24 protein-coding genes are annotated in these 24,436 nt (G+C 36.0%); 11 read left to right on the top strand and 13 right to left on the bottom strand.

Annotation, left to right across the window (positions count from 1 at the left end; genetic code table 11):
• Positions 1-37: 37 nt before the first annotated feature.
• A complete protein-coding gene (locus tag H7A25_09955; protein MCP5500214.1) occupies positions 38-871 on the bottom strand; it encodes a class I SAM-dependent methyltransferase in 834 nt (277 codons plus the stop codon).
• A 137-nt stretch (positions 872-1,008) separates the two neighbouring features.
• Between H7A25_09955 and H7A25_09950 the strand changes: the two genes are divergently transcribed.
• The 9 genes from H7A25_09950 (at position 1,009) to H7A25_09910 (ending at position 9,865) form a co-directional block, all read left to right on the top strand.
• On the top strand, positions 1,009-2,313 hold the full coding sequence (locus tag H7A25_09950) for an O-acetylhomoserine aminocarboxypropyltransferase/cysteine synthase (GenBank protein MCP5500213.1): 1,305 nt from the start codon (positions 1,009-1,011) through the stop codon (positions 2,311-2,313).
• A gap of 2 nt (positions 2,314-2,315) precedes the next feature.
• Complete coding sequence (locus H7A25_09945) at positions 2,316-3,416, top strand: homoserine O-acetyltransferase (GenBank protein ID MCP5500212.1); 1,101 nt, start codon at positions 2,316-2,318, stop codon at positions 3,414-3,416.
• Positions 3,417-3,437: 21 nt separating this feature from the next.
• Positions 3,438-4,091 carry a methionine biosynthesis protein MetW gene (gene metW, locus H7A25_09940; GenBank protein MCP5500211.1) on the top strand — a complete coding sequence of 218 codons (654 nt, stop codon included), beginning with the start codon at positions 3,438-3,440 and terminating at the stop codon, positions 4,089-4,091.
• The gene (gene rfaE1, locus H7A25_09935; protein ID MCP5500210.1) at positions 4,081-5,085 is read left to right on the top strand and encodes a D-glycero-beta-D-manno-heptose-7-phosphate kinase; all 1,005 of its coding nucleotides are present in this window, start codon (positions 4,081-4,083) and stop codon (positions 5,083-5,085) included. The genes metW and rfaE1 overlap by 11 nt, the downstream gene beginning before the upstream one ends.
• Complete coding sequence (gene rfaE2, locus H7A25_09930) at positions 5,085-5,561, top strand: D-glycero-beta-D-manno-heptose 1-phosphate adenylyltransferase (protein ID MCP5500209.1); 477 nt, start codon at positions 5,085-5,087, stop codon at positions 5,559-5,561. The genes rfaE1 and rfaE2 overlap by 1 nt, the downstream gene beginning before the upstream one ends.
• Positions 5,562-5,564: 3 nt before the next feature.
• A complete protein-coding gene (locus tag H7A25_09925; GenBank protein ID MCP5500208.1) occupies positions 5,565-6,314 on the top strand; it encodes a class I SAM-dependent methyltransferase in 750 nt (249 codons plus the stop codon).
• A gap of 115 nt (positions 6,315-6,429) precedes the next feature.
• Complete coding sequence (locus H7A25_09920) at positions 6,430-6,753, top strand: multidrug efflux SMR transporter (protein ID MCP5500207.1); 324 nt, start codon at positions 6,430-6,432, stop codon at positions 6,751-6,753.
• A 122-nt stretch (positions 6,754-6,875) separates the two neighbouring features.
• A complete protein-coding gene (locus H7A25_09915) occupies positions 6,876-8,558 on the top strand; it encodes a hypothetical protein (GenBank protein ID MCP5500206.1) in 1,683 nt (560 codons plus the stop codon).
• Positions 8,559-8,596: 38 nt separating this feature from the next.
• Entirely contained in the window at positions 8,597-9,865 is a 1,269-nt protein-coding gene (locus H7A25_09910; protein ID MCP5500205.1) for a hypothetical protein, read from the top strand.
• A gap of 47 nt (positions 9,866-9,912) precedes the next feature.
• Here H7A25_09910 and H7A25_09905 read toward each other — a convergent pair whose 3' ends face one another.
• A complete protein-coding gene (locus tag H7A25_09905) occupies positions 9,913-10,872 on the bottom strand; it encodes an OmpA family protein (GenBank protein MCP5500204.1) in 960 nt (319 codons plus the stop codon).
• A gap of 288 nt (positions 10,873-11,160) precedes the next feature.
• On the opposite strand from H7A25_09905, the gene H7A25_09900 reads away from it, so the two are divergent.
• Complete coding sequence (locus H7A25_09900; protein MCP5500203.1) at positions 11,161-11,790, top strand: Crp/Fnr family transcriptional regulator; 630 nt, start codon at positions 11,161-11,163, stop codon at positions 11,788-11,790.
• A 40-nt stretch (positions 11,791-11,830) separates the two neighbouring features.
• Here the strand turns inward: H7A25_09900 and H7A25_09895 are convergent, their stop codons facing one another.
• The 11 genes from H7A25_09895 to H7A25_09845 all read right to left on the bottom strand — a co-directional run bounded on the left by H7A25_09895 (position 11,831) and on the right by H7A25_09845 (position 22,204).
• Positions 11,831-13,093 (bottom strand): erythromycin esterase family protein, encoded by a 1,263-nt coding sequence (locus H7A25_09895; GenBank protein ID MCP5500202.1) that lies wholly within the window; start codon positions 13,091-13,093, stop codon positions 11,831-11,833.
• Between the two features lie 236 nt (positions 13,094-13,329).
• Complete coding sequence (locus H7A25_09890; GenBank protein ID MCP5500201.1) at positions 13,330-13,722, bottom strand: hypothetical protein; 393 nt, start codon at positions 13,720-13,722, stop codon at positions 13,330-13,332.
• 175 nt (positions 13,723-13,897) lie between these two features.
• A complete protein-coding gene (locus H7A25_09885; protein MCP5500200.1) occupies positions 13,898-14,065 on the bottom strand; it encodes a hypothetical protein in 168 nt (55 codons plus the stop codon).
• A gap of 52 nt (positions 14,066-14,117) precedes the next feature.
• Complete coding sequence (locus H7A25_09880) at positions 14,118-15,212, bottom strand: hybrid sensor histidine kinase/response regulator (protein MCP5500199.1); 1,095 nt, start codon at positions 15,210-15,212, stop codon at positions 14,118-14,120.
• Positions 15,213-15,295: 83 nt separating this feature from the next.
• Positions 15,296-16,063 (bottom strand): response regulator, encoded by a 768-nt coding sequence (locus H7A25_09875; GenBank protein MCP5500198.1) that lies wholly within the window; start codon positions 16,061-16,063, stop codon positions 15,296-15,298.
• The gene (locus H7A25_09870; GenBank protein MCP5500197.1) at positions 15,993-17,609 is read right to left on the bottom strand and encodes a PAS domain S-box protein; all 1,617 of its coding nucleotides are present in this window, start codon (positions 17,607-17,609) and stop codon (positions 15,993-15,995) included. The genes H7A25_09875 and H7A25_09870 overlap by 71 nt, the downstream gene beginning before the upstream one ends.
• A gap of 20 nt (positions 17,610-17,629) precedes the next feature.
• Positions 17,630-19,264, bottom strand: a complete 1,635-nt coding sequence (locus H7A25_09865; GenBank protein MCP5500196.1) for a hypothetical protein — start codon at positions 19,262-19,264, stop codon at positions 17,630-17,632.
• A 141-nt stretch (positions 19,265-19,405) separates the two neighbouring features.
• Positions 19,406-20,113 (bottom strand): ABC transporter substrate-binding protein, encoded by a 708-nt coding sequence (locus H7A25_09860; GenBank protein MCP5500195.1) that lies wholly within the window; start codon positions 20,111-20,113, stop codon positions 19,406-19,408.
• Between the two features lie 444 nt (positions 20,114-20,557).
• On the bottom strand, positions 20,558-20,797 hold the full coding sequence (locus tag H7A25_09855) for a hypothetical protein (GenBank protein MCP5500194.1): 240 nt from the start codon (positions 20,795-20,797) through the stop codon (positions 20,558-20,560).
• A 45-nt stretch (positions 20,798-20,842) separates the two neighbouring features.
• The gene (locus H7A25_09850) at positions 20,843-21,676 is read right to left on the bottom strand and encodes an SDR family NAD(P)-dependent oxidoreductase (protein MCP5500193.1); all 834 of its coding nucleotides are present in this window, start codon (positions 21,674-21,676) and stop codon (positions 20,843-20,845) included.
• Positions 21,677-21,682: 6 nt separating this feature from the next.
• Entirely contained in the window at positions 21,683-22,204 is a 522-nt protein-coding gene (locus H7A25_09845; GenBank protein MCP5500192.1) for a PadR family transcriptional regulator, read from the bottom strand.
• 254 nt (positions 22,205-22,458) lie between these two features.
• Here H7A25_09845 and H7A25_09840 point away from each other — a divergent pair, with 254 nt between their 5' ends.
• Positions 22,459-23,973 (top strand): IS1182 family transposase, encoded by a 1,515-nt coding sequence (locus H7A25_09840; protein ID MCP5500191.1) that lies wholly within the window; start codon positions 22,459-22,461, stop codon positions 23,971-23,973.
• Positions 23,974-24,436: the final 463 nt, after the last annotated feature.

Below are 24,436 nucleotides of genomic sequence, written 5' to 3'. Positions count from 1 at the left end.
AAGAGGTCATCCAATTTCAGATTAATCTGCTTTGGGTTTAATACTCCAGGACAGCCGTAAAGAACGGAGAAAAGAGGGTTCTGTTCACAGCAAAATGTTTACTCAAATTTTCATAATTGTAAGATCTATACTTGGGACCGTTTATCTTACGAATTTTTCTTTCCAGCTCTTCCGGCGATGTTCCAAAAACAATTGGTTCGTCCCAGAACAAAGAAAACATATCACGAATGGGGTTTAGTATAAACCCCGGTAAAGGAAAGGAATGTAGCCAGTAGTCTGCAATCAAATAAGTACCTTTTGCAAAATACTGCCCTATGGTTTTTATGGTATCGTATATTAAAGCTTCTTCCAGATACATAGTTACTCCCTCCCAGATAAGGATAACCGGGCGGTTTTTTAATTGCAGAGGTTCTAATATTTCGTATAGAGTTTTCTGTGTGAAATCAGCAGTATGATATGAGACATGTGATGTATCATAATTTTGACTGTTGAGAATTTGCTTTTTTAATTCTTGTGTGGCATGGAAATCAATTTCATAAATACCCTGTTTTAAATAGGGTTTTAGCCTTAGAGACCTCGAATCAAAACCTGCTCCGAGGAGGACTACGGGCATAGTATGTGCGTATTTTATGATATACTCATCCATCAGGGCAGAACGTAGAATGGCAGCGTCATATAGCCACTGGTAAGTTGGAAAGAAAAGTTTGCCGACAGGACCTGATAATAGATTCAGCCAGAGTTGAAAACGTCCCTGAAGGAAATGCTTTGCATACTTGTCCTGTAGTAAAGAATTGTCTTTTTTCCATTCATGTTCTAAGGCGCGCATTAAGCATACGATTTGTGCGGTCTCACTCGGTTTTCCTTCTTTCATAAATTCCCTCTTTAATTATTTCTCAAGAAGGAGAGTCGAAAGTCAATATTTTTTTATTACAGTTGTTCTTAGCTATATCCTTGACTTTTTCTAGCACCCGTTTTTTGTATTAACTTCAAATCAATTGGAGAGGATGAATGAGTAAACAGTATAAACCTGAAACATTAGCCCTGCACGGGGGTCAAAAACCCGATCCCACTACTACCGCCAGAGCGGTTCCTATTTATCAAACGACCTCATACGTTTTTCACGATACCGAGCACGCCGCAAGGCTTTTTGGCCTTCAGGAGTTCGGTAATATTTATACCCGGCTTATGAACCCTACAACCGATGTTCTCGAACAAAGGGTGGCTGCTCTTGAAGGTGGTGTGGCAGCTGTAGCGACTGCTTCCGGACAATCGGCAGAAACCCTGGCCCTTTTGAATATAGTTGAAAATGGGCAAGAAATTGTGGCTTCTTCTTCTTTATACGGCGGAACTTACAATCTTTTACACTATACATTTGAGAAATTAGGCATTAAAGTTCACTTTGTTGACCCGAAAGACCCTGAGAATTTTCGTAAGGCGATAAATGACAAAACCAGGGCTGTTTTTGCAGAAACTCTTGGGAATCCGAAATTAGATACCCTCGATATTGAAGCGGTAGCAAAAGTAGCTCATGATTCCGGGATTCCTCTTGTCATAGACAACACCCTCGCCTCTCCTTATCTCGTAAACCCGATTAAGCACGGAGCGGATATTGTGATTCACTCTTTAACCAAGTTTTTAGGAGGCCACGGCACCTCTCTCGGTGGGATTGTAGTGGATTCCGGTAATTTTAACTACGGGAATGGAAAATTCAAGGGTCTTTCAGAGCCAGATCCGAGTTATCATGGTATGAATTTCTGGGATGTTTTTGGTAAGTTTGAACCTTTCGGTGGGGTCAATATAGCCTATATTATCAAGCTTCGCGTTCAGGGCTTGAGAGATTTAGGTCCCGCCATATCTCCTTTCAATGCCTGGCAGATCCTGCAGGGGATAGAGACCTTGCACCTGCGGATGGAGAGACATTCACAGAATGCACTGAAGATAGCCGAGTATCTTTCTTCTCATGATAAGGTTTCCTGGGTGAATTACCCCGGTTTAAAGACCGACTCGAACTATGAGCTGGCGAAAAAATACCATACAAAGGGACTATTTGGTGCCATGATTGGTTTTGGAATTAAGGGCGGAGTTCCCGAAGCAAAGAAATTAATAGAGAAATTAGAGCTTTTCTCACTCCTTGCCAATGTGGGAGATGCCAAATCTCTTGTAATCCATCCGGCTTCTACAACTCACCAGCAATTAACTGAGGCTGAACAAAGGTCTACCGGTGTAACCCCCGAGTTTATCCGTTTATCGGTAGGTTTGGAAAATGTGGATGATTTGATTGAAGATCTGGAGCAGGCATTAAAGCAAGTATAAGTATGCAAAAAGAGAATAGTATAGGTATAGTAGAAAAGAAGATACTGGAGTTTGAGAGCTTAACTCTGGAAAATGGTTCCGTTATTCGTCCATTAGAAATAGCTTATGAAACCTACGGTACACTTTCTGAGAACAAAGACAATGCTATTCTTGTTTGCCATGCTCTCTCAGGAGACTCTCACGCCGCCGGTTACTATGAAGGAGACAAAAAGCCGGGTTACTGGGAAGCCTATATCGGTCCCGGGAAATCCTTTGATACTGATCGCTTTTTTGTTATCAGTTCCAATGTAATCGGTGGTTGTAAGGGAAGTTCGGGGCCTATAAGCCTTAATCGAGAAACCGGTAAGCCCTACGGCTCCAGCTTTCCTTTCGTCTCCATTAAAGATATGGTGAATGCCCAGCACAGGTTGGTAAAACATTTTGGCATTGAAAAACTTCTTTGTGTTGTGGGTGGTTCTATGGGAGGAATGCAGGCTTTGCAATGGGCGGTAAGCTATCCCGATATGGTGAAGAATAGCATAGTGATTGCTTCTACCTCCGAACACTCAGCCCAGCAGATAGCCTTTAATGAAGTGGGAAGGCAGGCTATTATTTCCGATCCCAAATGGAATAATGGAGAGTATTCCGAAAATCCTAACGGGCTGGCTATAGCGAGGATGGTCGGGCACATTACTTATCTCTCCGATGAATCCATGAGGGAAAAATTTGGTCGAAAGCCTCCCAAGGGAAATATTAAGAATACAGATTTTGCAGTAGGAAGTTATCTCTTATACCAGGGAACTACTTTTTTAGATAGGTTTGATGCTAACTCTTATATTTATGTTACAAAGGCATTAGATCATTTTAGTCTTGGAAGAGGAAAATTTTTGACTGAGAATTTAAGTTCTGTAAAAGCGAATTTCTTGATTATGGCTTTTACTTCGGACTGGCTATATCCTCCCTATCAATCCAAAGAAATCGTAAAATCCCTCGAAGCAAATGGGATTTCTGTTACCTATTGTGAAATTGATACGAATAAGGGTCATGATTCTTTTTTACTTGAGAACCCGGAACAGGCCAAGGTATTGTATCATTTCCTGGACTATGCCAGTAAGGCAGAATAAATTCAATATGAGAAAAACTATATGTCTTTATTTCATAAACAAATAGAAATATCAACAGAACCACAGAACAGGCCGGATTTTCAGTTTATTCTTGATCTCATAAGTCCCGGTACCAGGGTTTTGGACCTCGGATGCGGAGATGGAGAACTTTTGTTTCTTTTAAAGCAGAAAGGAGTTCGGGGACAGGGGATAGAGAAGAATGCCAAATCTATCTACAAATGTATTGAAAAAGGCGTGATTGTTCATCATGGTGATATAGACGACGGTCTTAATCATCACCCGGATGCCAGTTTTGATTATGTAATTTTGAATCAGACCATTCAGGAAACAAGAAATCCCGGTGCTATTATTCGGGAATGTCTACGCATTGGAAAGAAAGTGATTGTTGTGTTTCCCAACTTCGGTCACTGGAAAATCAGGTGGATGATTCTTTTTAAGGGAGAAACTCCTGTTACGAGTCTTTTACCTTATCGCTGGTTTGATACACCGAACCTGCATTTTCTTTCTGTTATTGACTTTGCTGATTTTTGTAAATTGAATGAAATAAAGGTGGAGAAAGAAGCTTATTTCTCCGATCAAAGAAGGATTCGTTTTCAACCGAATTATTTTTCAAAATTGGCCCTATTTGTTCTGGATAGTAAGCATTCAAATAAGGAGAAATCTTCTGTTAAGTAGAGAAAAATATAAACAGGCAGTTGATAGATTACCTTTTATAAAAGTGGCTATAATTGGCGATATTATCCTGGATGAGTATCTGAAAGGAGAAGTAAACCGAATTTCTCCGGAAGCCCCTGTCCCGGTAGTTCATGTACGAAAAACCGATGTAACCCTCGGTGGCTCCGGAAACGTGGTGAGTAACCTGAGAGCTATTGGAGTTCCCTGTATTGTTTTTGCAAGGGTAGGGAAAGATAGCAATGCAAAAGTGATTCGGGATTTATTATTAGCCAAAGGAGTACAGGAAGAAGATATATACTTTTTTACCTCTCCTAATATTCCTACTATCATAAAAACCCGCATTATTGCTGCTCATCAACAGGTCTGTCGTGTAGACAGAGAAGAGAATAAACCTTTAAGCCCCGGTGAAGAAAAATTAGTTTTAGAAAGTTTGAAAGAAGTCTTACCTTCCTGTTCCGGAATTGTACTTTCAGATTACGATAAAGGTTTTTTAACAAAGGGTTTAATTCCTGAAATTTTAAGTCTTTCAAAAGAACAAAAGAAATTTGTAGCAGTGGATCCTCAGGTTAACCATTTCTTTTTATATAAAGAAGCGGGAATTCTGACTCCTAACCACCATGAGGCGGGCAGGGCTTTAGAGCGTAAGTTAGAAGAAACGGAAGATGTGGAACTGGGAGCTATAGAACTTGCCAATAAACTTGAAGCCAAATACATGATGGTAACCAGGGGAGAGAAGGGGATGAGTCTCTATGAAAGGGAAACGAAGACTTTTCATCATATTCCTACGGTAGCCAGGGAAGTATACGATGTGACGGGAGCCGGTGATACGGTTATTTCCATATTTACCGCATTTTATCTGGCCGGTTTGAATGCTCTCGAGGCTTCTAAAGTTGCTAATGCGGCAGCCGGGAAAGTGATAGAGAAATTAGGAGCAGCCACGGTAAGTCTCGAAGAATTAGAAAAACAACTGGTAAAAATGGGAGTTTTGTCCTGATGCAAGATTTTTTCGAAAGACTTATCCCGTTTGAGAAAGTATTAGAGTTACGAAATACTCTAAAAGACAAGAAAATTGTTTTTACCAACGGTTGCTTTGATATATTACATCGCGGACATGTATCTTATCTTTCTGAAGCAAAGTCCCTTGGAGATATTTTATGGCTCGGCTTAAACTCAGATAGCTCGGTGAAGAAGTTAAAGGGAGAATCAAGACCCATTAATCCGGAAGAAGACAGGGCTGCTGTTTTACTGGCACTGCGTTTCGTGGACTATGTAACCCTATTTTCTCAGGACACGCCGGTAGAGCTATTGCATCTTGTACGGCCTCATATTCATGTAAAGGGTGGAGACTATAAAAAGGAAGATTTGCCTGAGTACCCGGTAGTAAAACAATACGGAGGAGATGTTTTTATACTCTCATTTGTCGAAGGAAAATCAACCAGCTCGATAATTCAAAAAGCGAGAGGAGGATAATAATTGGATTACAAAGACCATTTTTCTATACGCTCGGATGAATACAGAAGATACCGTCCGGTGTATCCCAAAACCCTGTATGACAAAGTTTTTTCTGCCTGCTCTCGTTTTAACCGTGCCTGGGATTGCGGCTGTGGTAGCGGACAGGCTACTTCTACACTGGCAGAACATTTTACAGAGGTAATTGCAACAGACCCGAGTGAAAAACAAATTTCTCGTGCTATTCAGAAACCGAATATTCGTTATATGAAAGCAAAAGCGGAAAAAGTACCCATTCCCGACAAAAGTATTGACTTAATCTCAGTTGCCCAGGCCCTTCACTGGTTTGAGTTTGAAGCTTTTTTTAAAGAAGTAAAGCGGGTGGCAGCAAAAGGGGCAGTCTTTTCTGCCTGGACCTATGGAGTGCATTCTTTTCAACAGGAGAAACTTGATAGCTTGGTACAGTATTTTTACAGGGGACTTTTAGAAAGTTACTGGCCTAAGGAAAGAATGCATGTGGAGAAGAAATATTCGTCTATTCCTTTTCCGTATTCCAGGCTTGAAATCTATTCTTTTGAAATGGAAAAAGAATGGACTCTTACCGAAATGCTGGGCTATCTTTCTACCTGGTCAGCTGTTCAGGCCTACAGGCAGGAGCATGGAGCGGATCCCATAGACCGGGTCTACCCTGAGTTTAGAGAAATATGGGGAGGGGATGAGATAAAAAGAAAGATCATTTGGCCTCTCACACTTTTTATTAGTAAATTAGATTGATTTGATAGGATTACTGATGAAAAGACCTTTGAAATTCATGAAAATGAGAGACTACTCACTAATCACTTTTAGTCCACCGACTGAAGGCAAATGCTAAAAATAGGAATTTATATTCATGAAAGCCTGGTTACTTATATTGATCGCCGGATTATTTGAAACTGCCTGGGTTATAGGAATGAAATATTCTGATGGATTTACAAAATTCTGGCCTGCTGTTTTCACCGTCGTCTGTGCCCTGATTAGCATGGGGCTACTCGGTCTTTCTTTGAAATCTCTTCCTCTCGGAACAGCTTATGCCGTATGGACAGGAATTGGAGCTCTGGGGACAGCTATACTGGGTATCCTTTTTTTTGGTGAATCTAAAGAATTTATACGTTTGTTTTTCATTTTTTTAACTATCGTCGGGCTTATCGGGCTCAAAGTGGTCTCCAGGAATTAAGCAGAACTTTTAAAAATCTCATTTATCTGCTTAAGATTCGAAATTTATTTGTTATTGCAATATATCCCTGTAATTTAGAGGATAGCACTGTATTAATAATTATTACTGAATTGGTTCCAGGTATGAAAATTAAAAACCTTATTCTTCCGGCAGCATTTTTCGTGGCTATTTTGAATTTATTTTTCTCTATTGTAACTATATACATTAGTTATTTGACCTATCGAAACTCAGGAAGTATTTTAAATGCCGAAATTCCCCTCTTTAATAGTGCGTGGTCGATTCTGCTGGAAGATACAAAGCTGACAGATAATGCAGTCTTCTTTTCCTATTCCGGTGAGGATATTTATAGGAAGAATTATGATATGCACGTAGATTTACTGGACAAAGAATTAAAATACAGCATGAAAAACTCCAAAGAGAAGGAAAGGAAAATTTTCGAAGGAGTTTCGAACGCCAATGATGCTTTGATAAATTTAGAGTTAAAAATGTTTAATCTCGGTTCTAAGGGCAAGTTAAAAGAATCCCAGGCTGTTTTAAAAAGTGAAGAATACCGAAAGAATAAAGAAATTTATTCCCAGGCCGTCATGAATTTCTTTAAAGGACAACAAAATAGGCTTACTGCGAACCTGGAAAAACAGATTTCGAATTCAAGGCTATTGTTTATAGGGGCAATAGTACTTTCCCTCTTAGGACTGAGTGCTACCTCATTTATCATCATCTGGTTGTCAGGCGGGGTGATAAAGCCACTGGTAAAAGCTGCTGATTATTCCGGAGGCATTGCAAAGGGTGATTTGACGGTGCAAGTGGAAACAAAGGGAGAAGGGGAATTTGCCAATTTATTTCGGGCGATTGCAGGCCTGGTTTCTAAGTTCCATAATGTTTTACACGGGATAGATTATGCTTCTGACGATGTGAAAAATGCTTCTACGAACATCAAGCTTGCCTGTATTATGATGAGAGATGATCTGGAGAAGCAGACAAATGGTTCTACCGCTATTGCGAAAGATATTTCCGAAATTGCAATTTCCAGTAATAGTATTACCGGCATGACCGTGCAACAGAAAGAAAAAATTGAAGAGATGCTTAATAGTCTCGGAGAGCTTTCCTCTTTAGTAAAAAACCTTGGTGAAAAAACCCAGATAACTACTTCGGAAACAGGTGCGATATCAGATGATCTGGATAAGGGCAAGAGCTCTTTGAATACCTTAAATTCGCGTATGCAGGAAATTAATAATACTACAGGAACTATTACCGAAGTTGTATCTATTATTAACTCGATTGCCGATCAGACAAATCTACTGGCATTAAATGCTTCTATTGAGGCTGCGAGGGCAGGGGCTGATGGACGTGGTTTTGCTGTGGTTGCTGCCGAGGTATCGAGACTTGCCGATCAAACCGCCGGAAGTACGAAGTCCATTAAAGATATTATAGCAAAAAATTCAGCTTTAGTGAAATCAGGAATGGAGGGTTTGAGAGAACTTACCCAAATGTTTGATGCGATCCTTGAAAAGGTAAAAGGCATCAATTCGAAGACACACGACATTACCGAGTTAATAAACGAGTATGTCAGTTTAAATTCTAACCTGGAGAATTCCGTTAAAGTTGTAAAAGACATATCCAATAAAATTTTCCATTCGACCGATGAGCATGTAAAAGTAATGACTTCTATTTCGGATACAGCGAGTTCTATCAGTAAGGTGACACAGCAAAACTTTGTCAGATTGGATGCGCTTTCAGAGGATTCCCTGCAATTAGAAGATGTTTCTAATAGTCTCAAAGAACAGGTCAGTTTTTTCAAGTTGTAACATAGAGCTTGACCGGAATAAATAACGAGTATTGATAGGTGAAATATATTCATTCTTTTGAGGAATTAATTTCTTTAGATTCCTGGCTTCCTGTAGAACGAAAAAGGGAGATAGCTGAATTTTTAATCCATGTAATTCCTCAATTTCAAAATTATAGGAATCAATACATCCGGGAACTAAGCCGAGATGAAATGAATCTTGATTCAAAAGATAGGAATGAGCCTGCCTGGACTGCTGTAAGCAGGACCAATTCACAATCCGGTTGGAGACTTATCCTCGGTTTAAATGATCAAAAATGTGCTTATAGAAAAACGGACCCGCTGCAGAGTGGCTGTTTTAATTGCGGCTTTTATTCGGATACTGAAACAACAGAAAAGGCAACGGTTCGATCTGTATTAAATCAATTACAGGCTGCACTCGAACACGGAAAACAAACGAATCAAGCTTTTGATGTAATCGAATTTTTATCCGATGGATCATTCTTGACAGACTTGAGTAATCCCGTAAAGGAAGCCCTTATCAATGAAGTTGCGAAACTAAGCTATATAAAACGATTGCTGATTGAATCCAGACCTGATGGAATAGTAAAGAATGAGGAATTTATCCGTAGGATTGTCAGGAGATTAGGTCGGGAGCGTAGCCTTGAAATAGCAACGGGAATGGAAACTGCAGATGAATTTATTCGAACAACCTGTATTCACAAAGGTTTTACAAAAAAAGACTTTGAACAGGGTCTGGAGACAATTGCCAGGATCAACAGGGAGGAAAAAACGAATATTTCTTATCTTGCCTATATTTTAATTAAACCCGCTTTTTTAACGAGTGAAGAATCTATTATTGATGCCGTGAAAACACTGGAATATCTGAATGGTCTGATGAAGGCAAGTGAAGTGAAAATCATTCCGAAGCTCGAACCCGCAACCTTACCGGAAGGCACACTCTTCATGGTCTTACATAACCTGGAGAAATCTCATCCCTTTCATTATAGAGTTATTAATTACTGGGCAATACTGGAAATATTGGTCAGGGCGAATAGTTATACATCCTGCAAGGAGATCTTTCAACAGGTTCGGATTGGTGAAAGGAATGATATGGGGAGCAATTTATATTTACCCGGAATCTATGATGCAATAGATGAAACCAAATTTCTGCCGGAAGATTCGGTTTTATATAAGGCAATACAGGAGTTTAACTATGACCATGATATTAATAGGGTGTTGTCAGCCCTTCAGGGAATGGACTTACAGTCCCTGAAGAGATGGTCGGAAAGTGAGTTGAATAAAAACTCCAGGATTAGGATTCCATAGCGTATAAAGAAAAAGTCCCTGTTTTTTCAGCTCAGAAGTAAATAATTCTATTTCTTGGATTCCCAGTAAATTACGATAATATCTACTCTACGATTTTTTCTTCTTCCCTCTTTGGAGAAATTAGTAGCTATCGGATGATATTCTCCGTATCCTGAAGCAGAAATTCTTTTGAGATCTAATGCCGGGTTTGCAATGACTGCATATTCTAAAACACCTAAGGCTCTTTTTGTGGATAGTTCCCAGTTGTTCTTTATCGTAGCGGTATGGAAAGGGACATTATCCGTATGCCCTTCGATGAAAATGTGATATCCGGGGTATTTTGTTATGATTTTAAAAATGGAATTTAAAATTGGCTTAACTTGATTTCTAATAGTTGTTGAACCGGAAGCAAAAGAAATCGTTCCACTTAAACGGATAACCAGCCTGGTATAATCTCCATATTTATCTATGAATGCGGTTCCTTCATTAGGATGAACTACGGAGGAAATGCTTGTTTTTAGGTCCTTATATTGAGTTAAAATTGTATCTTTTTTCTTTTTCTGTGCTTTTGCAAAAGCAGACAACTTCTGGACTAAATCTTTAAGTTTTTTTTCTCTATTTCTTAAATACTCAAGCTCTATTTGTAGCTTTTCATTAGTAGTTTTGAATAATTCACGGTCCTTATCGGTTCGGATATACTTTAGTTCCAGTTCTAATAAATTCTTTTTTAGCGTGATAATTTCTTGTTCCTGTTCTTTGTAAGCCTTGAGTTTTTCTTGAAAATCTTTTCGGTCTTTATCATATTGCTTGCTATCTTCTTGAATTTTTAGTTCGAGTTTTTTGATTTGAGATTTCATACTTTCCAGTTCTAAACTTCTAATCTCGATCAGGGAATCTAATTGGGATTTTATGCTTTCAATTCTTAACTGGAAATCCTTGCCGTAAGTAAAGACACTATACGTAGTAATTTCTTCCGGGTACAATTGAATCTGCATAAATAGAATAAAAATGAGCAAAAGCTGTTTCATCGAATTCTCCTTATATGAACCAGACTCCAATAAATATACTCTTAGAAATTTATTCAATTGTAATTTTTTACAAATTTTTATTAAAATTACTTTAAAAAGCATGGAAAACCATTCAAGGAAGTTGGAAAAATTTCTTTTTCAGATAGGTTTTGGGGCTGTTTGCAGGTCCTTATTTCATACGTTTGTCTAACAAAACAAACTTATAATAACAGGCTTTTTTCGGAACGAGGCTCATCGGAGTATACAAAAGTATTTGCTTTAAAATACCTAATATAAAAACTATAAAGAATGAAGCCGGAAAATTTTTGGACCCTTCTGGATAGTATAACTGCGATTAACTTAAAAAATATTGCAGTGATAAAGAAATATACAAAAAGCCAGATTGTATTTCAACAGGATGAAGTTTTCACTGGTTTTTATATAGTAAAATGTGGTAAATTTAAAGTATACAAGCTGAAAGACAATGGCAAAGAAATTATTATAAATATCATGTCCAGTGGGAATATTATCGCAGCCCCCTTACTCTTTTGTCCTGAAAATGTTTATCCGGCGTATTTAGAAGCTTTAGAGCCGGGGCAGTTGTATTATATATCAGAAGAAGCTTATATATCATTTTCAAAAAATTATCCCAATTTTCGGGATCAACTACTTTCCATACTAAGTAAGTATATCATTAATTTAAAAGATCGTGTTTCTTCACTTTCCTTAGATACGATAGAAGAAAGGATCATTAGTTATTTGAGAGATCTCGGAGCAGAACTGAACTTTGTTCCACTTTCTATATCAAAAAAACAACTTGCTTTGCTCTTGAACACTACCCCGGAAACATTAAGCAGAACATTTCGGAAGATGGAAGAGGAAGAACGATTAATCTCTATGAATGATACTTATAAACTTATGCTATTACCCTGTGAATAGCTCCTAAAGCAGTTATATCTTTATTTTAAAAAGAAACTTATTAAATAATTATTTCATCTGCCACACTGGAAATTGGAATTTGAATTATCCCATCAAAAGCATCAAAAACAGAAGTTTCTATATAATCGGAATCAAAACGAATCTGTTTCGGATCGTTTGATCCTCTGGGGATATTTTTAAAACCAAGGATTCCGTTATGCATTTGAGCATCTGCCAATAATTTTTCAATGCTTCCTTCCTTCGGGATATCTAATTTTGTATTTTCAATCCGAAAACCGAACTTACCTTTCTCATCCGGATAAAGAGCCGCAGTATGGCCTCCCTCGGAGGTTATACCTAAGGCAATATAGTCATCTCCTAATTCATCTGCTAAGCGTTGTCCCATTGGTAGACAACTTAAAAAATCACCATAGGAAATAGGAAGTTTTTGAATATGAGCATTGTGTGCGACTAATACTATTTTAGAATTAGTTTCTTTCAAACGCCTGAGAACAGAATCTGCCATAAATTTATCTCTGGCACCCATATCTCCCGAAAGTCCATTTCCTGAAATCAAGCGATTCATAGCATGAGAGTTATAATCAAGATAGCATAGACTTTTTATATGTTGAAGAATTGTATTGTATTGACCTTTGCCGTATTGAGAAATATGGCGAGGAGCCAATGCTTCAAGCCTATAAAGAAGTCTATTTATTTGAGCAGTAAGCAAGTTTTTATCTTCTTCAGAAATTTGGTTTAAAAAAAATGCAGATTGAGCAGTAGAGAATCCATCTATATTTTGGGCAATACGATAAATATCCGAAAGATAAATCGATGCCTCCGGATCAGCTAATTTAAAAAATTCATTTAGAATATCTAATGTCGGAAAGAGAGAACCTCCGTTTCTTGGGACATCTATTCCGACAAAATGAACGGATGCTTTGGAAGATAAATTATGTTTTTTTATCCATTTAAGTGTTTCATGAATTTGAAGAGGATAAGGAAAATGATTCAATAAGTTTTTTAATTTACTTTCTGGTTCGCTATGGTCTTGAATCCAATGATTAAGTGCTATACCTTCAGCGAATCCAAATTCCATTGCGTGAACTTTAAAATCACATTGTTCAATAAGAAATCTTATTATACGATGTCTAAGCTCACAAAATTCCTTTATAAAATGTGAATTTTCTCCGAGCGCAATTACTTTAGCATTTCCAATTATATCTCGTAATTGTATCAAATCATCAAAATTGTTATTTTGCGAAACTGAGTTTAAATGGATAAAATGATTCTTGATCCAATCTGCAAGGTTTATCTTATTCATATTTCTTTCCTGAAATTTCACTAGAGAATATTATTTTTAAGCAGTAGGCACGTAAAATACCGCTAACGTCCCGAGCGTCATAAGAAGTTTCCACATCATCCTCCTTCTCTCATATCATCTGGAGATAATCTTTTTTTTATTTTCAAATAAATTCTTATATTCACCTACGTTTAAAATTAACTAATCTAGCTAATTTCATAAACCGGCTGATAGATGAAGTGCCGGCTTTTTTTATTTTATAACGAATCTTTTAGGGTTTTTGTATATTTATTAATCATATTACGAAAATCTTTACTTAAATTTTTATTTAGCCAAACCCCAGTTATACATTTTCTAAATTTTGAATCTATTCTTAATTGATTATCAATTTTACTATAAAAATCCTTATAATATTTATTAATAAAATCTTCTAATGGTCCTGCTGCGATATTTGCTAAAATCTGATCAGAATTACTATACTTTATTAATGTTAAAATTAGTTGCCAGGATTTATTAGAATCATTATTAATTAAATTATTAACATATTCCCAATAATTAAATAATTCTTTATTTTTTTTTGTATCTGATGAATATTCTATCCACATTTTTGCAATTTCATTGTCTGTTTTATCTTGAAAATTATTAATCATATTCAATTCCAATTTTAGCTCACATTCCCTCTAACTACTTAGCATTGTTTTTGACTTTGCCAGTATCCCCTAAAAGACAAAAATACCCTAAGACTATAGAATAGACAATCTAAAAATCCCAAATCCTCGAAAGGATTTTCTTTTTGAGTCGCTCTATCGGGCTTTGTAGACTTCTTCAGGTTATATCTAAAGGATGAATAAGATAAGCTATGCTATGCTCTTTACAATAGGCCATACAGCTCTTGCTGCTCGCTGCCAGTTCTTGATATGTTCTTCCCAGTTTTGCGCTGTCTTCATGAAGCCAGTGTCGCACAATTACGAGAGCATGAGAAGGTGGGTTCATGATACGCTTACGTTTTCTTTAGCTATATTTAATTTTCATCCTATGGTACCCATTAACGAATAGGTAGTGATATAGTGATAGTCGTTCCATCCTCTTTTGATGAATTCATACTTATATTACCATTTTGTATTTCTGCCATTAGCTTTGCACTGTAAGTTCCCAGTCCGTTTCCATCCTTCCCCTTTCCATATGTCACATATTTCTCAAAAAATCTATCTCGGATTTCCAATGGCACAAACCCAGAATTATAAATTTTAATAATTGCATTGTTTTCTATAGAGCTTAATAATATTGCTATTGTTGAATCTGGTGGTGATGCTTCTATTGCATTTTTCAATAAGTTGGATAACATGGAATAAGAAAGCAATTCTTCTCCTAGTACGAAAAAAGAATTTTTAGTATTTATGTTGTTCTCATTTAAAGTTATTTTAATAATTAATTTTTTGAAATTTATAGATTGAGCCATGTCTTCTATTACTTTATTAATTACTTTAATTATATCAAATGAATCTGGTGATAATTCGTATGTACCTCTTTCCATTTTTACCAAATCTAAGGATCGATTGATCATTCCCAACATTTGTAAAGCAGATATTTTTATGCGTTCAAGATCTTTTTTTTGTTCATCACTTAGTTTCCCTTTCATTTTTATAAAATCAGGTAAATTAATGATCGCATTCAAAGGATTTTTTAGATCGTGTTGAGTAATTCTATCAATGTCTTCACGCAGTTTTACCTGTTCTTTTAATTCTTCTTTAGCAAACTTTAGTGCCAAGTGTGTTTTTACTCTTTGTCGCAATTCAGCGATATTAAATGGTTTTGTTACATAGTCGACTGCTCCCATTTGGAATCCTTTCACAATATCTTTTATTTCCACTCTAGCCGTTAGAAATATGATAGGAATCTCCGAAGTTTCCGGTTTTTCTTTCAGGTGTTTACAGGTTTCGTACCCATCCATTTCCGGCATCATAATATCCAATAGAATCAAATCCGGTAGTATTTTATCAACTACCTTCAATGCTTGTATTCCATTTTCTGCAATAATTATTTTATATCCTTGGTCTGATAAAACTTTTCCTAATAGTTCTATGTTTTTAGGAGTATCATCCACTATCAATATTTGTGATTTCTTTACATTTTCATTCATAAGATTTGGTATATCCTTCAATTTATAAAGTTTTCGTATCTCTAACAATTCAAATTTTTTTCAGTTTTACAGATTTCAAAATATCAATCTTCTCTGATAAAGTTTCTCAGATTCATAATCAATTCCGGAAATTGTGACAGAGTTCTTTTCATCTCTTTGGCATCATAAAGAGAAGCAGATTTCTCCAGTTTTCTTGCCCAAGCTACCAATTCCTTGTAATCATGCAATTCACCCAACTCAATTAAATCTTTTGCAAATACAATGATGTTATCGACAATTAAAATTTCCCGAATATCTTTCCAAATTTCCATTCTTTCAAGGGACAGAATTTCATAGAGTTTCTTTGGGTTTTTAATTTTTTGAAAAGATAACATATTTACATTTGTTTCTATCTCTTTTGTTCTTAAAAACTTTGCCATTTTTTTTTGAAGTTCTTCCATTCTAATCGGTTTTCGAATATACTCATCACACATTGCCTTTCTTTCCCAATCCGTATGATTAAGAACGGAAGCTGTTATAGCGATTATCGGAATGGATGAGGTGGTTGGATCTTTCTTTAAATATTCTGTTGCTTCATATCCATCCATTTCCGGCATTTTCATATCCATCAATATCAAATCAGGACGAGACATTCGAACCTTTTCAATGGCTATTTTCCCATTCTCTGCTTCCGATAATTCCAAATACTTGAATTTTTTCAAAAATCTTTTTAGCAATTCTCGATTTAAAAGGACATCTTCTATGATCAATATCTTTGCCGGCTCAAAATCAATAGCTTCATCAGACAAAACTTCCACCTTTTCTCTCTCTTCCAATCTGGCTGCAACCTCTACATCTTGGAACAAAATCATAAAAGTCGTTCCCTTCCCTTCTTCGCTTCTTAAGCGATATTTCACCATTCATAAGTTGCATCAGTTTCTTACAAATTGCAAGTCCTAGTCCCGTTCCTCCGTACTTCCCACTATCCTGACCTTTGGACTGAGTAAAGGATTCAAAAATATTCTCTTGCTCGCTTTGAGAAATTCCGATTCCCGTATCCTCCACCTGGATGGTTAATGTAACACGATCCTCTTGATAATTCGTACTACTAACGGAAACCTTTACATATCCTTTGTCCGTAAACTTAACTGCGTTTCCAATCAGATTGAGTAGGATTTGTCTAAGCCTGGTTTCATCCAAAATCAATATCTGCGGAACTTGCGGTTCAACTTCAATGATTAATCCTAATTTCTTATCATAGACTTTATTGGAAAAAAGTGCCTTCATCTCTTCTAATATAGTTCGAATATCAATGGCTCTATTGATTAATTCCATTCTACCGGATTCGATCTTTGACAAATCCAGGAAGTCATTGATGAGTTCTAAGAGAATCGTACCACTAACTGAAATGGAATCAGCATAATAACGCAAGTCTTCGTCTTCCAATTTGGAATGTAAGAGTTCGGCAAATCCCAGAATCGCATTCATGGGTGTCCTGATTTCATGGCTCATGTTTGCAAGAAATTCGGATTTTGCCCGATTGGCATTTTCCGCTTCTCCTTTGGCTTGTTTAAGGGAATCCTCCGCCTGTTTGCGTTCCGTAATGTCTCGAATAATTCCCAGAACTAATCGTTGACTTTTTAGATGAATAGGATAACCGTTTACTTCCGCAAAAAATAGATTACCGTCTTTCTTCATTAAAACTGCTTCTCTATAACCCTTCTCATTTTTCAATACCTGAGAAAATAGTTTTAAATCGATTTTCGGTGGAACGAGGTCACGAACATTCATTTTCAGAAGTTCTTTTTCTGTATAACCTGTCATTTGACAAAAAGCCGGGTTCACTAGTAAGTATCTTCCGGTACTATCTGCCAAAGAAATCCCTTCGCCGGACTGTTCAATAATTGCCCGAAAAAGAGTTTCACTACGACGCAATGCTTCTTCCGCCCGTATGCGTTCCGTAATATTCGTTCCAGCACCAATCAGAGCAATCACCTTTCCCGTTTCATCCAGTAGAGGAGAGATGGATATATCCATCCAAATGATTTCTCCATTTTTTTTCAAATAACGTTTTTCAAAGCGATGTATTTTAATAATTCCATTTAGGATGTTTTTCATGTATTGCAAAGTGATTTCCATATCATCCGGGTGAGTAATGCTTCGGTTTGATAGGTTGAGGAATTCTTCTTTGGAATAACCGAGAAGTTCCAACCAATATTGATTGGCATCCAACCAGTTTCCATTGGTATCAATAATTCCAATTGCTACACTAGCTGAATTATAGATTGCGTGCAAACGAGTTTCTTTTTCACGCAATACTTTTTCCAACTGCGTTCGAAACGCAATTTCAGACTGAAGTTGTTTGTTTTGGGCTTTTAGCTGACGCAGTTTTTTATGGATCAAAATTCGAGAATTCATTATATTACCTATATATTTAGCTATGAATGTTCTATATGCCAAAGAATTAAATTTTTGATTTCTCTCAGTTTGAATTGACTCGCCATGTTTTTCAGCTTCTTTAAAAATACATCATATTCTTTTTCGGATATTAATAAACTATCCAAATAGTTTTGCAATTCATCCATATCACCAAATTCTGCAAATTCCAATATCTTTTTTAAAGTATCGTGCTGTGGTGGAACGACTTTAACTGATTTAAGATCATCTTTTTGAGGTTCCTCGTACGGCCACCCATTTATGATTTTGCTTGGCTTAGACGAGGCAACTAGTTCCAGTTCCAATTCAAACCAAAATTTAGAACCCAAATTCAATTGACTTTCGGCTTTTAGTTCTCCACCCATCCGAGTAAGTAGCTTTGATGTAATCGCTAATCCAAGACCTGTTCCTTCCGACCTACGTTTTATATCTCCTACTTGCCGAAACGGATCAAATATCCTGTCCAAATCTATTGGCGAAATGCCTATACCGGTGTCTGTGATTTCAAAATATAATAAAGCATATTGTGAATTGTCTCTTACTGAAGTTTTTACCTTTTGTGCTTTTATGGTAACTCTCCCTTTGTCTGTGAATTTTACCGCGTTACCAAGCAAATTTAGCAGAATTTGAAACAGCCTTCTTTCGTCAGCAAATACTGCTTCAGGTAAATCATCCGAGATAGTTTCACAAAGTTCAATTCCCTTTTCTTTAGATCGAATTCTGATTATATTGCAAGTATTAGTGATTGTTTCCAACAAGTTGAATTCTGTTTTATGCAGTTCTATATTGCCGGATTCTACTTTGGCAAGATCGAGTACGTCGTTTATCAGACTTAAAAGATGATTTCCGCTTTGTTCAATGACATTCAATCCGTTCATTTGTTGGGAAGCCAATGAAGAGTCGTTTTTTAGTATTTGCACATAGCCTAGTATTCCGTTCAAGGGAGTGCGAAGTTCGTGACTCATGTGCGTAAAAAACACGTTACGGGCATTGCTAGCAGACTCTACGGCAATTTTTGCTTTTTCAAGTTCGTTCGTTCTTTGTACCACTCTTTCTTCTAATTCTTCATTGAGATTTTTTAGTTCTTCTTCTATTACTTTTCGTCTGGCTAGCTCAGATAATAGATTTTCCCGCATTTGATTCAGAGATTGGCATAAACTATCAAGTTCGTCAGAAAAATGTTTGCGTTTCAGGCGAATCGGTTTTTCAAGGTTATCAAAATTTAGATTTGCAGCGAGTCGGGAAAGGTTGGAAAGATGACGTGATGCAACCATATAGAATATATAAAATATAGAGACAGATACTACCAAAGTTTTGACAAACTGAGTAATTAGAATCGTCAAAGCCTGGTAAAAGATGCGAACATAGAGATGCTGTAAGTTTGCTGCAACCCGAAAACTACCGATCTCTTCCTTATCATGAATAATTTTCCATGATTTGGAAACTAAATTGGATGCAGGGAAAACTCCATACTTATAGGTATGTCCTGTAATAGATGTAATTTCTGCATAATCTATATCAGGTATATGGGTAATTCCCTCTAATTGGAGGATCATCTGCTGCCGGTCAAATACCCACAATCCATGAGCGATAGTGCTTTGATATCCCTTATAGATTTCTTCAAATTTTTCATTCAAATCCGACAAATCTCGCTTATACTCCGTATAAAGCTGAATAGAGGTGATGACCAGAGTTACTATGGAGCTGCAAAGAAGGATGTAAAAAACCAACCTGGATGCCAGCTTATTACTATGAAAAGAGTTGAACATTACACAAGATTACCTGTAAATTTTTACTTTATGAATCTTTTCTAATTTTTGGATAAACGATCTGTTTACGACTTTTTTATAGGCGTTTTCATACGCTTTTTCTATCTCGCTTTTCTTTGGATGTTTTTTGTATATCATGGGTGAAATTATATTTTCCTGAATAGGTGGCTGTAGAGCTTTAATCTTTCCTTTTAGGTGTGGAAACTTTTTAGAAATTTCATCGTCAAAACTCATCGGGTCAATGATAAACGCATCTATGCGATCCCATTCAATCATGTTAAATAGTTGGTCTACTGAGTTTACTGCTACAGACTGAAACATACTTTCGTTTTTATAAAAGTTATCTAGACCGCCTGTTTCCCTTACATATGCAACACGTTTTTCTTTCATTATTTCGAATGAACCGTTTTTCAAAGGTGAGCTGATTTTGGTGTAAAAATTCATGGGGGTTTTCATGCCATAACTGAAAAATTGAAAATCTTTTTTAAGTTTTTCAGATTCCCAGGCCATGGTCATGTCATGTTTCATCATCTTAACACTCTCTACACATCTTGCCCAGTTGATAATATCGGTTTTTACGGTATATCCGGCTTCTACCAAAACTGCTTCAAGAAAATGGTTGTGTAGTCCGTAATGAGGAAGAGTTTTTCCTCCTAGTTTCCCCCATGTTGCATGACAGACGCGGATTATTTTGCTATATTTTGGAGTTTTTGCCAATTTGGAAGGTTGGGAAAAGACAGAGAAAAAAAAGAAAAAATATCCAATAACCATGGTAAACCAGCGTAATATAAAGTACCTCATACGTATGCTCCTAAAAATTCTTATGTCTTAACAACATGTCTTCACAGAATATGTTCTATGTCTACCATCTTTGATCAGCAATTCTCGGTGAAGCTACCCGGGCACCATTTTAAATTGTTCCGGGTCGAACACAAAGAGCAGAAGATTTTTCCATCTCCATCCAATATTTTTAATGATATATAATTACAGAACCTCATATCTTTCTTGCCTGTTAAAGGAACATCTTCCATCCATTCATAAATGAAAGTCTTATTGGACTTTGCAGCATATTCAGTAAATGTTTTTAGCCCTTTATTTTTCACCGAGAATTGCTGGGAATGTCTGAGAGTATGTGGAGTGACATTTTTTCTATGCCGGCTTTTATTGTAGTGTAGCTGCTTTGATAATTTTTTGAACGGTTCTTGTATGGATATGTCCATATTTATTTTGGTTTGAAATAAAAATAAAGTCCTGTGGTCTATTTGCCCTGATGTGCATATCCAATAACTCAAGACTCTTTTTAGAGAAAATGGTATATCTATTTTTATTGCCCTTTGCATTGTGAACGAGAATTTGTTTTCTGACTCTGTCATTCTGGGGGATAGGCGGTTTATAAGTCATATTAAAAATTAATATGAACTAAAGAAAACAGACCAGGTTTGAGAACTATATATTAACAAGTTGTCTGCTAATATTCCATATTTCTTGTATTACTTCCTTTTCAAAAATATAATTTTTCATTGGGACAAGTTTATTTACATTGAAATATTGTCCGGTGACATTCTTATATTCTGGTGATGTTGCCAATCTAATAACAGGCAATGCTCCTTTTTCTGGTTTAGTAAGAAATAAATTCATTAGTTTTACAAATATTTTGGGATATTCACGGAAAGCATCAGTTCCTATAACGCCGGGGTGAAGACAATTTACTGTTATGCCATCATTTTTTATTCTTTCGGCTAATTCTTTTGTAAATATATTTATTAGTAGTTTTGAATCCGCATAATTTTTTGTTCCATTAAATTTCCCCTTCGGTGGAATATTTTCTAAATCAATTATTCCATTTTTATATAACTCTGAGGATAGATTGATAACCCTTGAAAAAGATGCATTCTTTAAGAGAGGCAATAGTAAATTTGTTAATAGAAATGTGGCAAGGTAATTTACGGCAAAAGTCATTTCATAACCATCACCACTGGATTCATACTTCCTTTTAATCACACCAGCATTATTAATCAGAATATCAATCTGGCTATATTCTTTAATAATATTATCAGAGGTAGAACGGATAGAATCAAGAGATGCAAAATCTGTATATAGCATCTTAATATTATTACTATTGGAAATTTTGACAATTTCATTATAGGCATCTCTGGATTTGTCACTATCACGAACCAGCATTAAGACCTTGTAGTCTAATTTGGCCATTTCAATAGCAATATGCTTTCCGATACCGGAACTGCAACCAGTTATTACTGTTAATTTGTTTGTTTCTGACATCTTGATTTACTTTTTCTTTGTTTTAAGGTTTTTCATTAGTTTATTTAATAAATCCAATTCAAGGTCCACTTGATTGGATAGAAAATTGAGTCCCGGATGACTCTCTAATATTTTCTTTGATGGACCCTTTAATTCAGCCTGCCGGGTAATCAATGCTTCCTTTCTTTTTTCTAAAAGGCTCACTGCTTCTTTAGGTTCCAGTAAGCCAATATAATTAAGAGACACACCGTCTGGATGCTCAAATGGTTGGGTTTCTCCTAATCGTTCACGAAGCAATCTGTTAAATTCTTTCTTTCCCTTTTCTGTAATTGAATAAACATTTTTATCAGGGAAATTAGATTGTGCTTCTTTCTTTTGGGTAACAAATCCCAATTCCTCAAATTTTGCCAGTATTTTATAGGCATTTGCTTTTCCTATGTGGATAGAATTTCCTGTAAAATCCAGCATTTGATTTATTTTATAACCATGCATTCCCTCATGAAGAAGGATACCTAATATTTGCAAATATTTGTCTTTCAATAGAGCCATAGTCACAAGTAACTATTCATAAGTGAGTAGTCAAATCTTTAATTATGATTTGTTAGTATTTTAAGATTTTAATTTCACTATGGTCGCTTGCTTCCTTTCCCAAATCGGAGATTTAAGCCTTCGGTTTAGGAAACATTTAAACCGCTTGCTGACAGACTGTGTGAAAAGTCTCGTTATTGAATATTTTTTGTTTGTCAGGAATGTAATGTATATAGAAAATTTCCTTATAACGATAAAGAGTTATAGGTGCAGCTATGAATTATATACAAGGAACTTCTCGAGAACAGATAGTATTATACAGTGAATGTTTGGATAACGTAATAAAAGAAGATAGTCCGGTAAGGGTTATTGATGCCTATGTTGATAATCTCGATCTTAAAAAATTGGGTTTTAAAATTCCAAAGTTAGAAACAGGTAAACCACCATATAATCCACATGATTTACTAAAAATATATTTATACGGATATATAGAACGAATCCGAAGTAGCAGAAAATTAGAGAAGGAATGTAATAGAAACCAGGAACTTAGGTGGTTAACAAAGAATCTCGCCCCGGATTTTAAGACAATAGCTGATTTTCGAAAAAATAATAAAGATGGAATAAAAAATATCTTCAAAGAGTTTTTATTCTTTTGCAAGAAAATGAATCTACTAACTCTTTCAATAGTTGGAATTGATGGAACGAAGCTAAGAGCACAGAACGGACAAAATAATGTATTTAAAAGAGAGCGTATTGAAAATATCGAGCAAAATATAAAATCCAAAATACAGGAATATTTGGAGGAATTAGAATTGAATGATATTTCCGAAGCAAATGAACTAAATCTTAAAGATGGAGATGAAGCCAGGGATGTATTAAATAAACTAAAAAGACTAACGAAATACAATGATAAAGTGAAAGGGATTCGGGAATTATTTGAAAACGACCCGGAACTACAGGTCTATTTTGCTAACGACACAGATTCAAGATTTCAAAGTGACAAAGGAAAAATTCGTCCTGGATATAATGCCCAAACTGCAGTGGATAATACAAATAAGTTGATTATTGCAAATGATGTATCGCAAAAGTCAAATGACCTGGAACAAATGACTCCTATGATTGAAAAAGTCCAGTCGATAAAAGAAGAACTTAAAATAGAAAATGAGACAAATGCAGTAATGGATTCCGGATATTTTAGTGAAAAAGAAATAATGAATAATAAAGATAAATCGGGGATAAATATTATAGTACCAGATACCAAATCTGCACTGGATAGTAATAATAAGCGTGAATGTAAAAGTAATCCTGATAAACTTCCTGCAAAAGGATATGAAATCCAGGATTTTGTTTATGATAAAGAGCGGGATATATACGTATGTCCGGCAGGAAAAGAATTAAATAGACAAAATGAAAATCCAAGACAGACGTCATACGGGATTTATGTAAATGAGTATAAATGTAAGGAATGTAAAGATTGTTTTCATAGAGCAAAATGTACCAATAGTAAAACTGGACGAACTATTCGGGTCTCGATAAACCGAGAGACAATGGATGATTTTAAAAAAGAGATGGGGAACGAGGAAAATAAAAAGCTAATTCGTAAACGTAAGGAGATTGTGGAACACCCATTTGGCACTATAAAGAGAAATTTGGGGTTCACTTACTTTATACAAAAAGGAATTAGAAGCGTTCAGGCCGAATTTAGTTTCATATGTTTTGCTTATAATTTTAAAAGAGTCATAAATATTCTGGGAATAAGGGCTTTTATAGATGCTGTAAATGCAAAATAGTAGGAATAATAGATTTTTATTTGATGGATAGCAATGAATTTTCTCTCTTTTATGACTTATAGTAAATTTATTTACTATAAACCAATTTGGAATGATTGGTTTTTAGTTTTTTTAGTAAGAACCGAGTTCGTCAATATCTACAGGTTTTTTTTTGCTCACTTTTCACACAGTCTGTGAGCGAAGCAAAAGCACCGGTTTTACAGAAAGCTTACAACTAAAGTATAGCGGGTAGTATACTGACCCTTACAGCATGTCTTTAAACAGGCTTATCTATTAAAGAAAAGCAAGCTGCAAGAGCCTGTAGCTTCATTTTCAGACAGGCTCTTATAGCAACCTGAAAGTTGTATCTCAGGTGTATGCTCCGGGGATTAGGGATTGGTGGTTTAGGGATTAGTATGTCTAAAATACAAGAAATTTTACTTTAGAAGAAGCTATACATAATTTTAAACTATACAAATCCTTA

It is taken from the genome of Leptospiraceae bacterium (assembly GCA_024233835.1).
Taxonomy (GTDB): Bacteria; Spirochaetota; Leptospiria; order Leptospirales; family Leptospiraceae; genus JACKPC01.
Note: the sequence above shows the minus strand (reverse complement) of the source record. Positions and strands in the feature narration are given on the sequence as shown.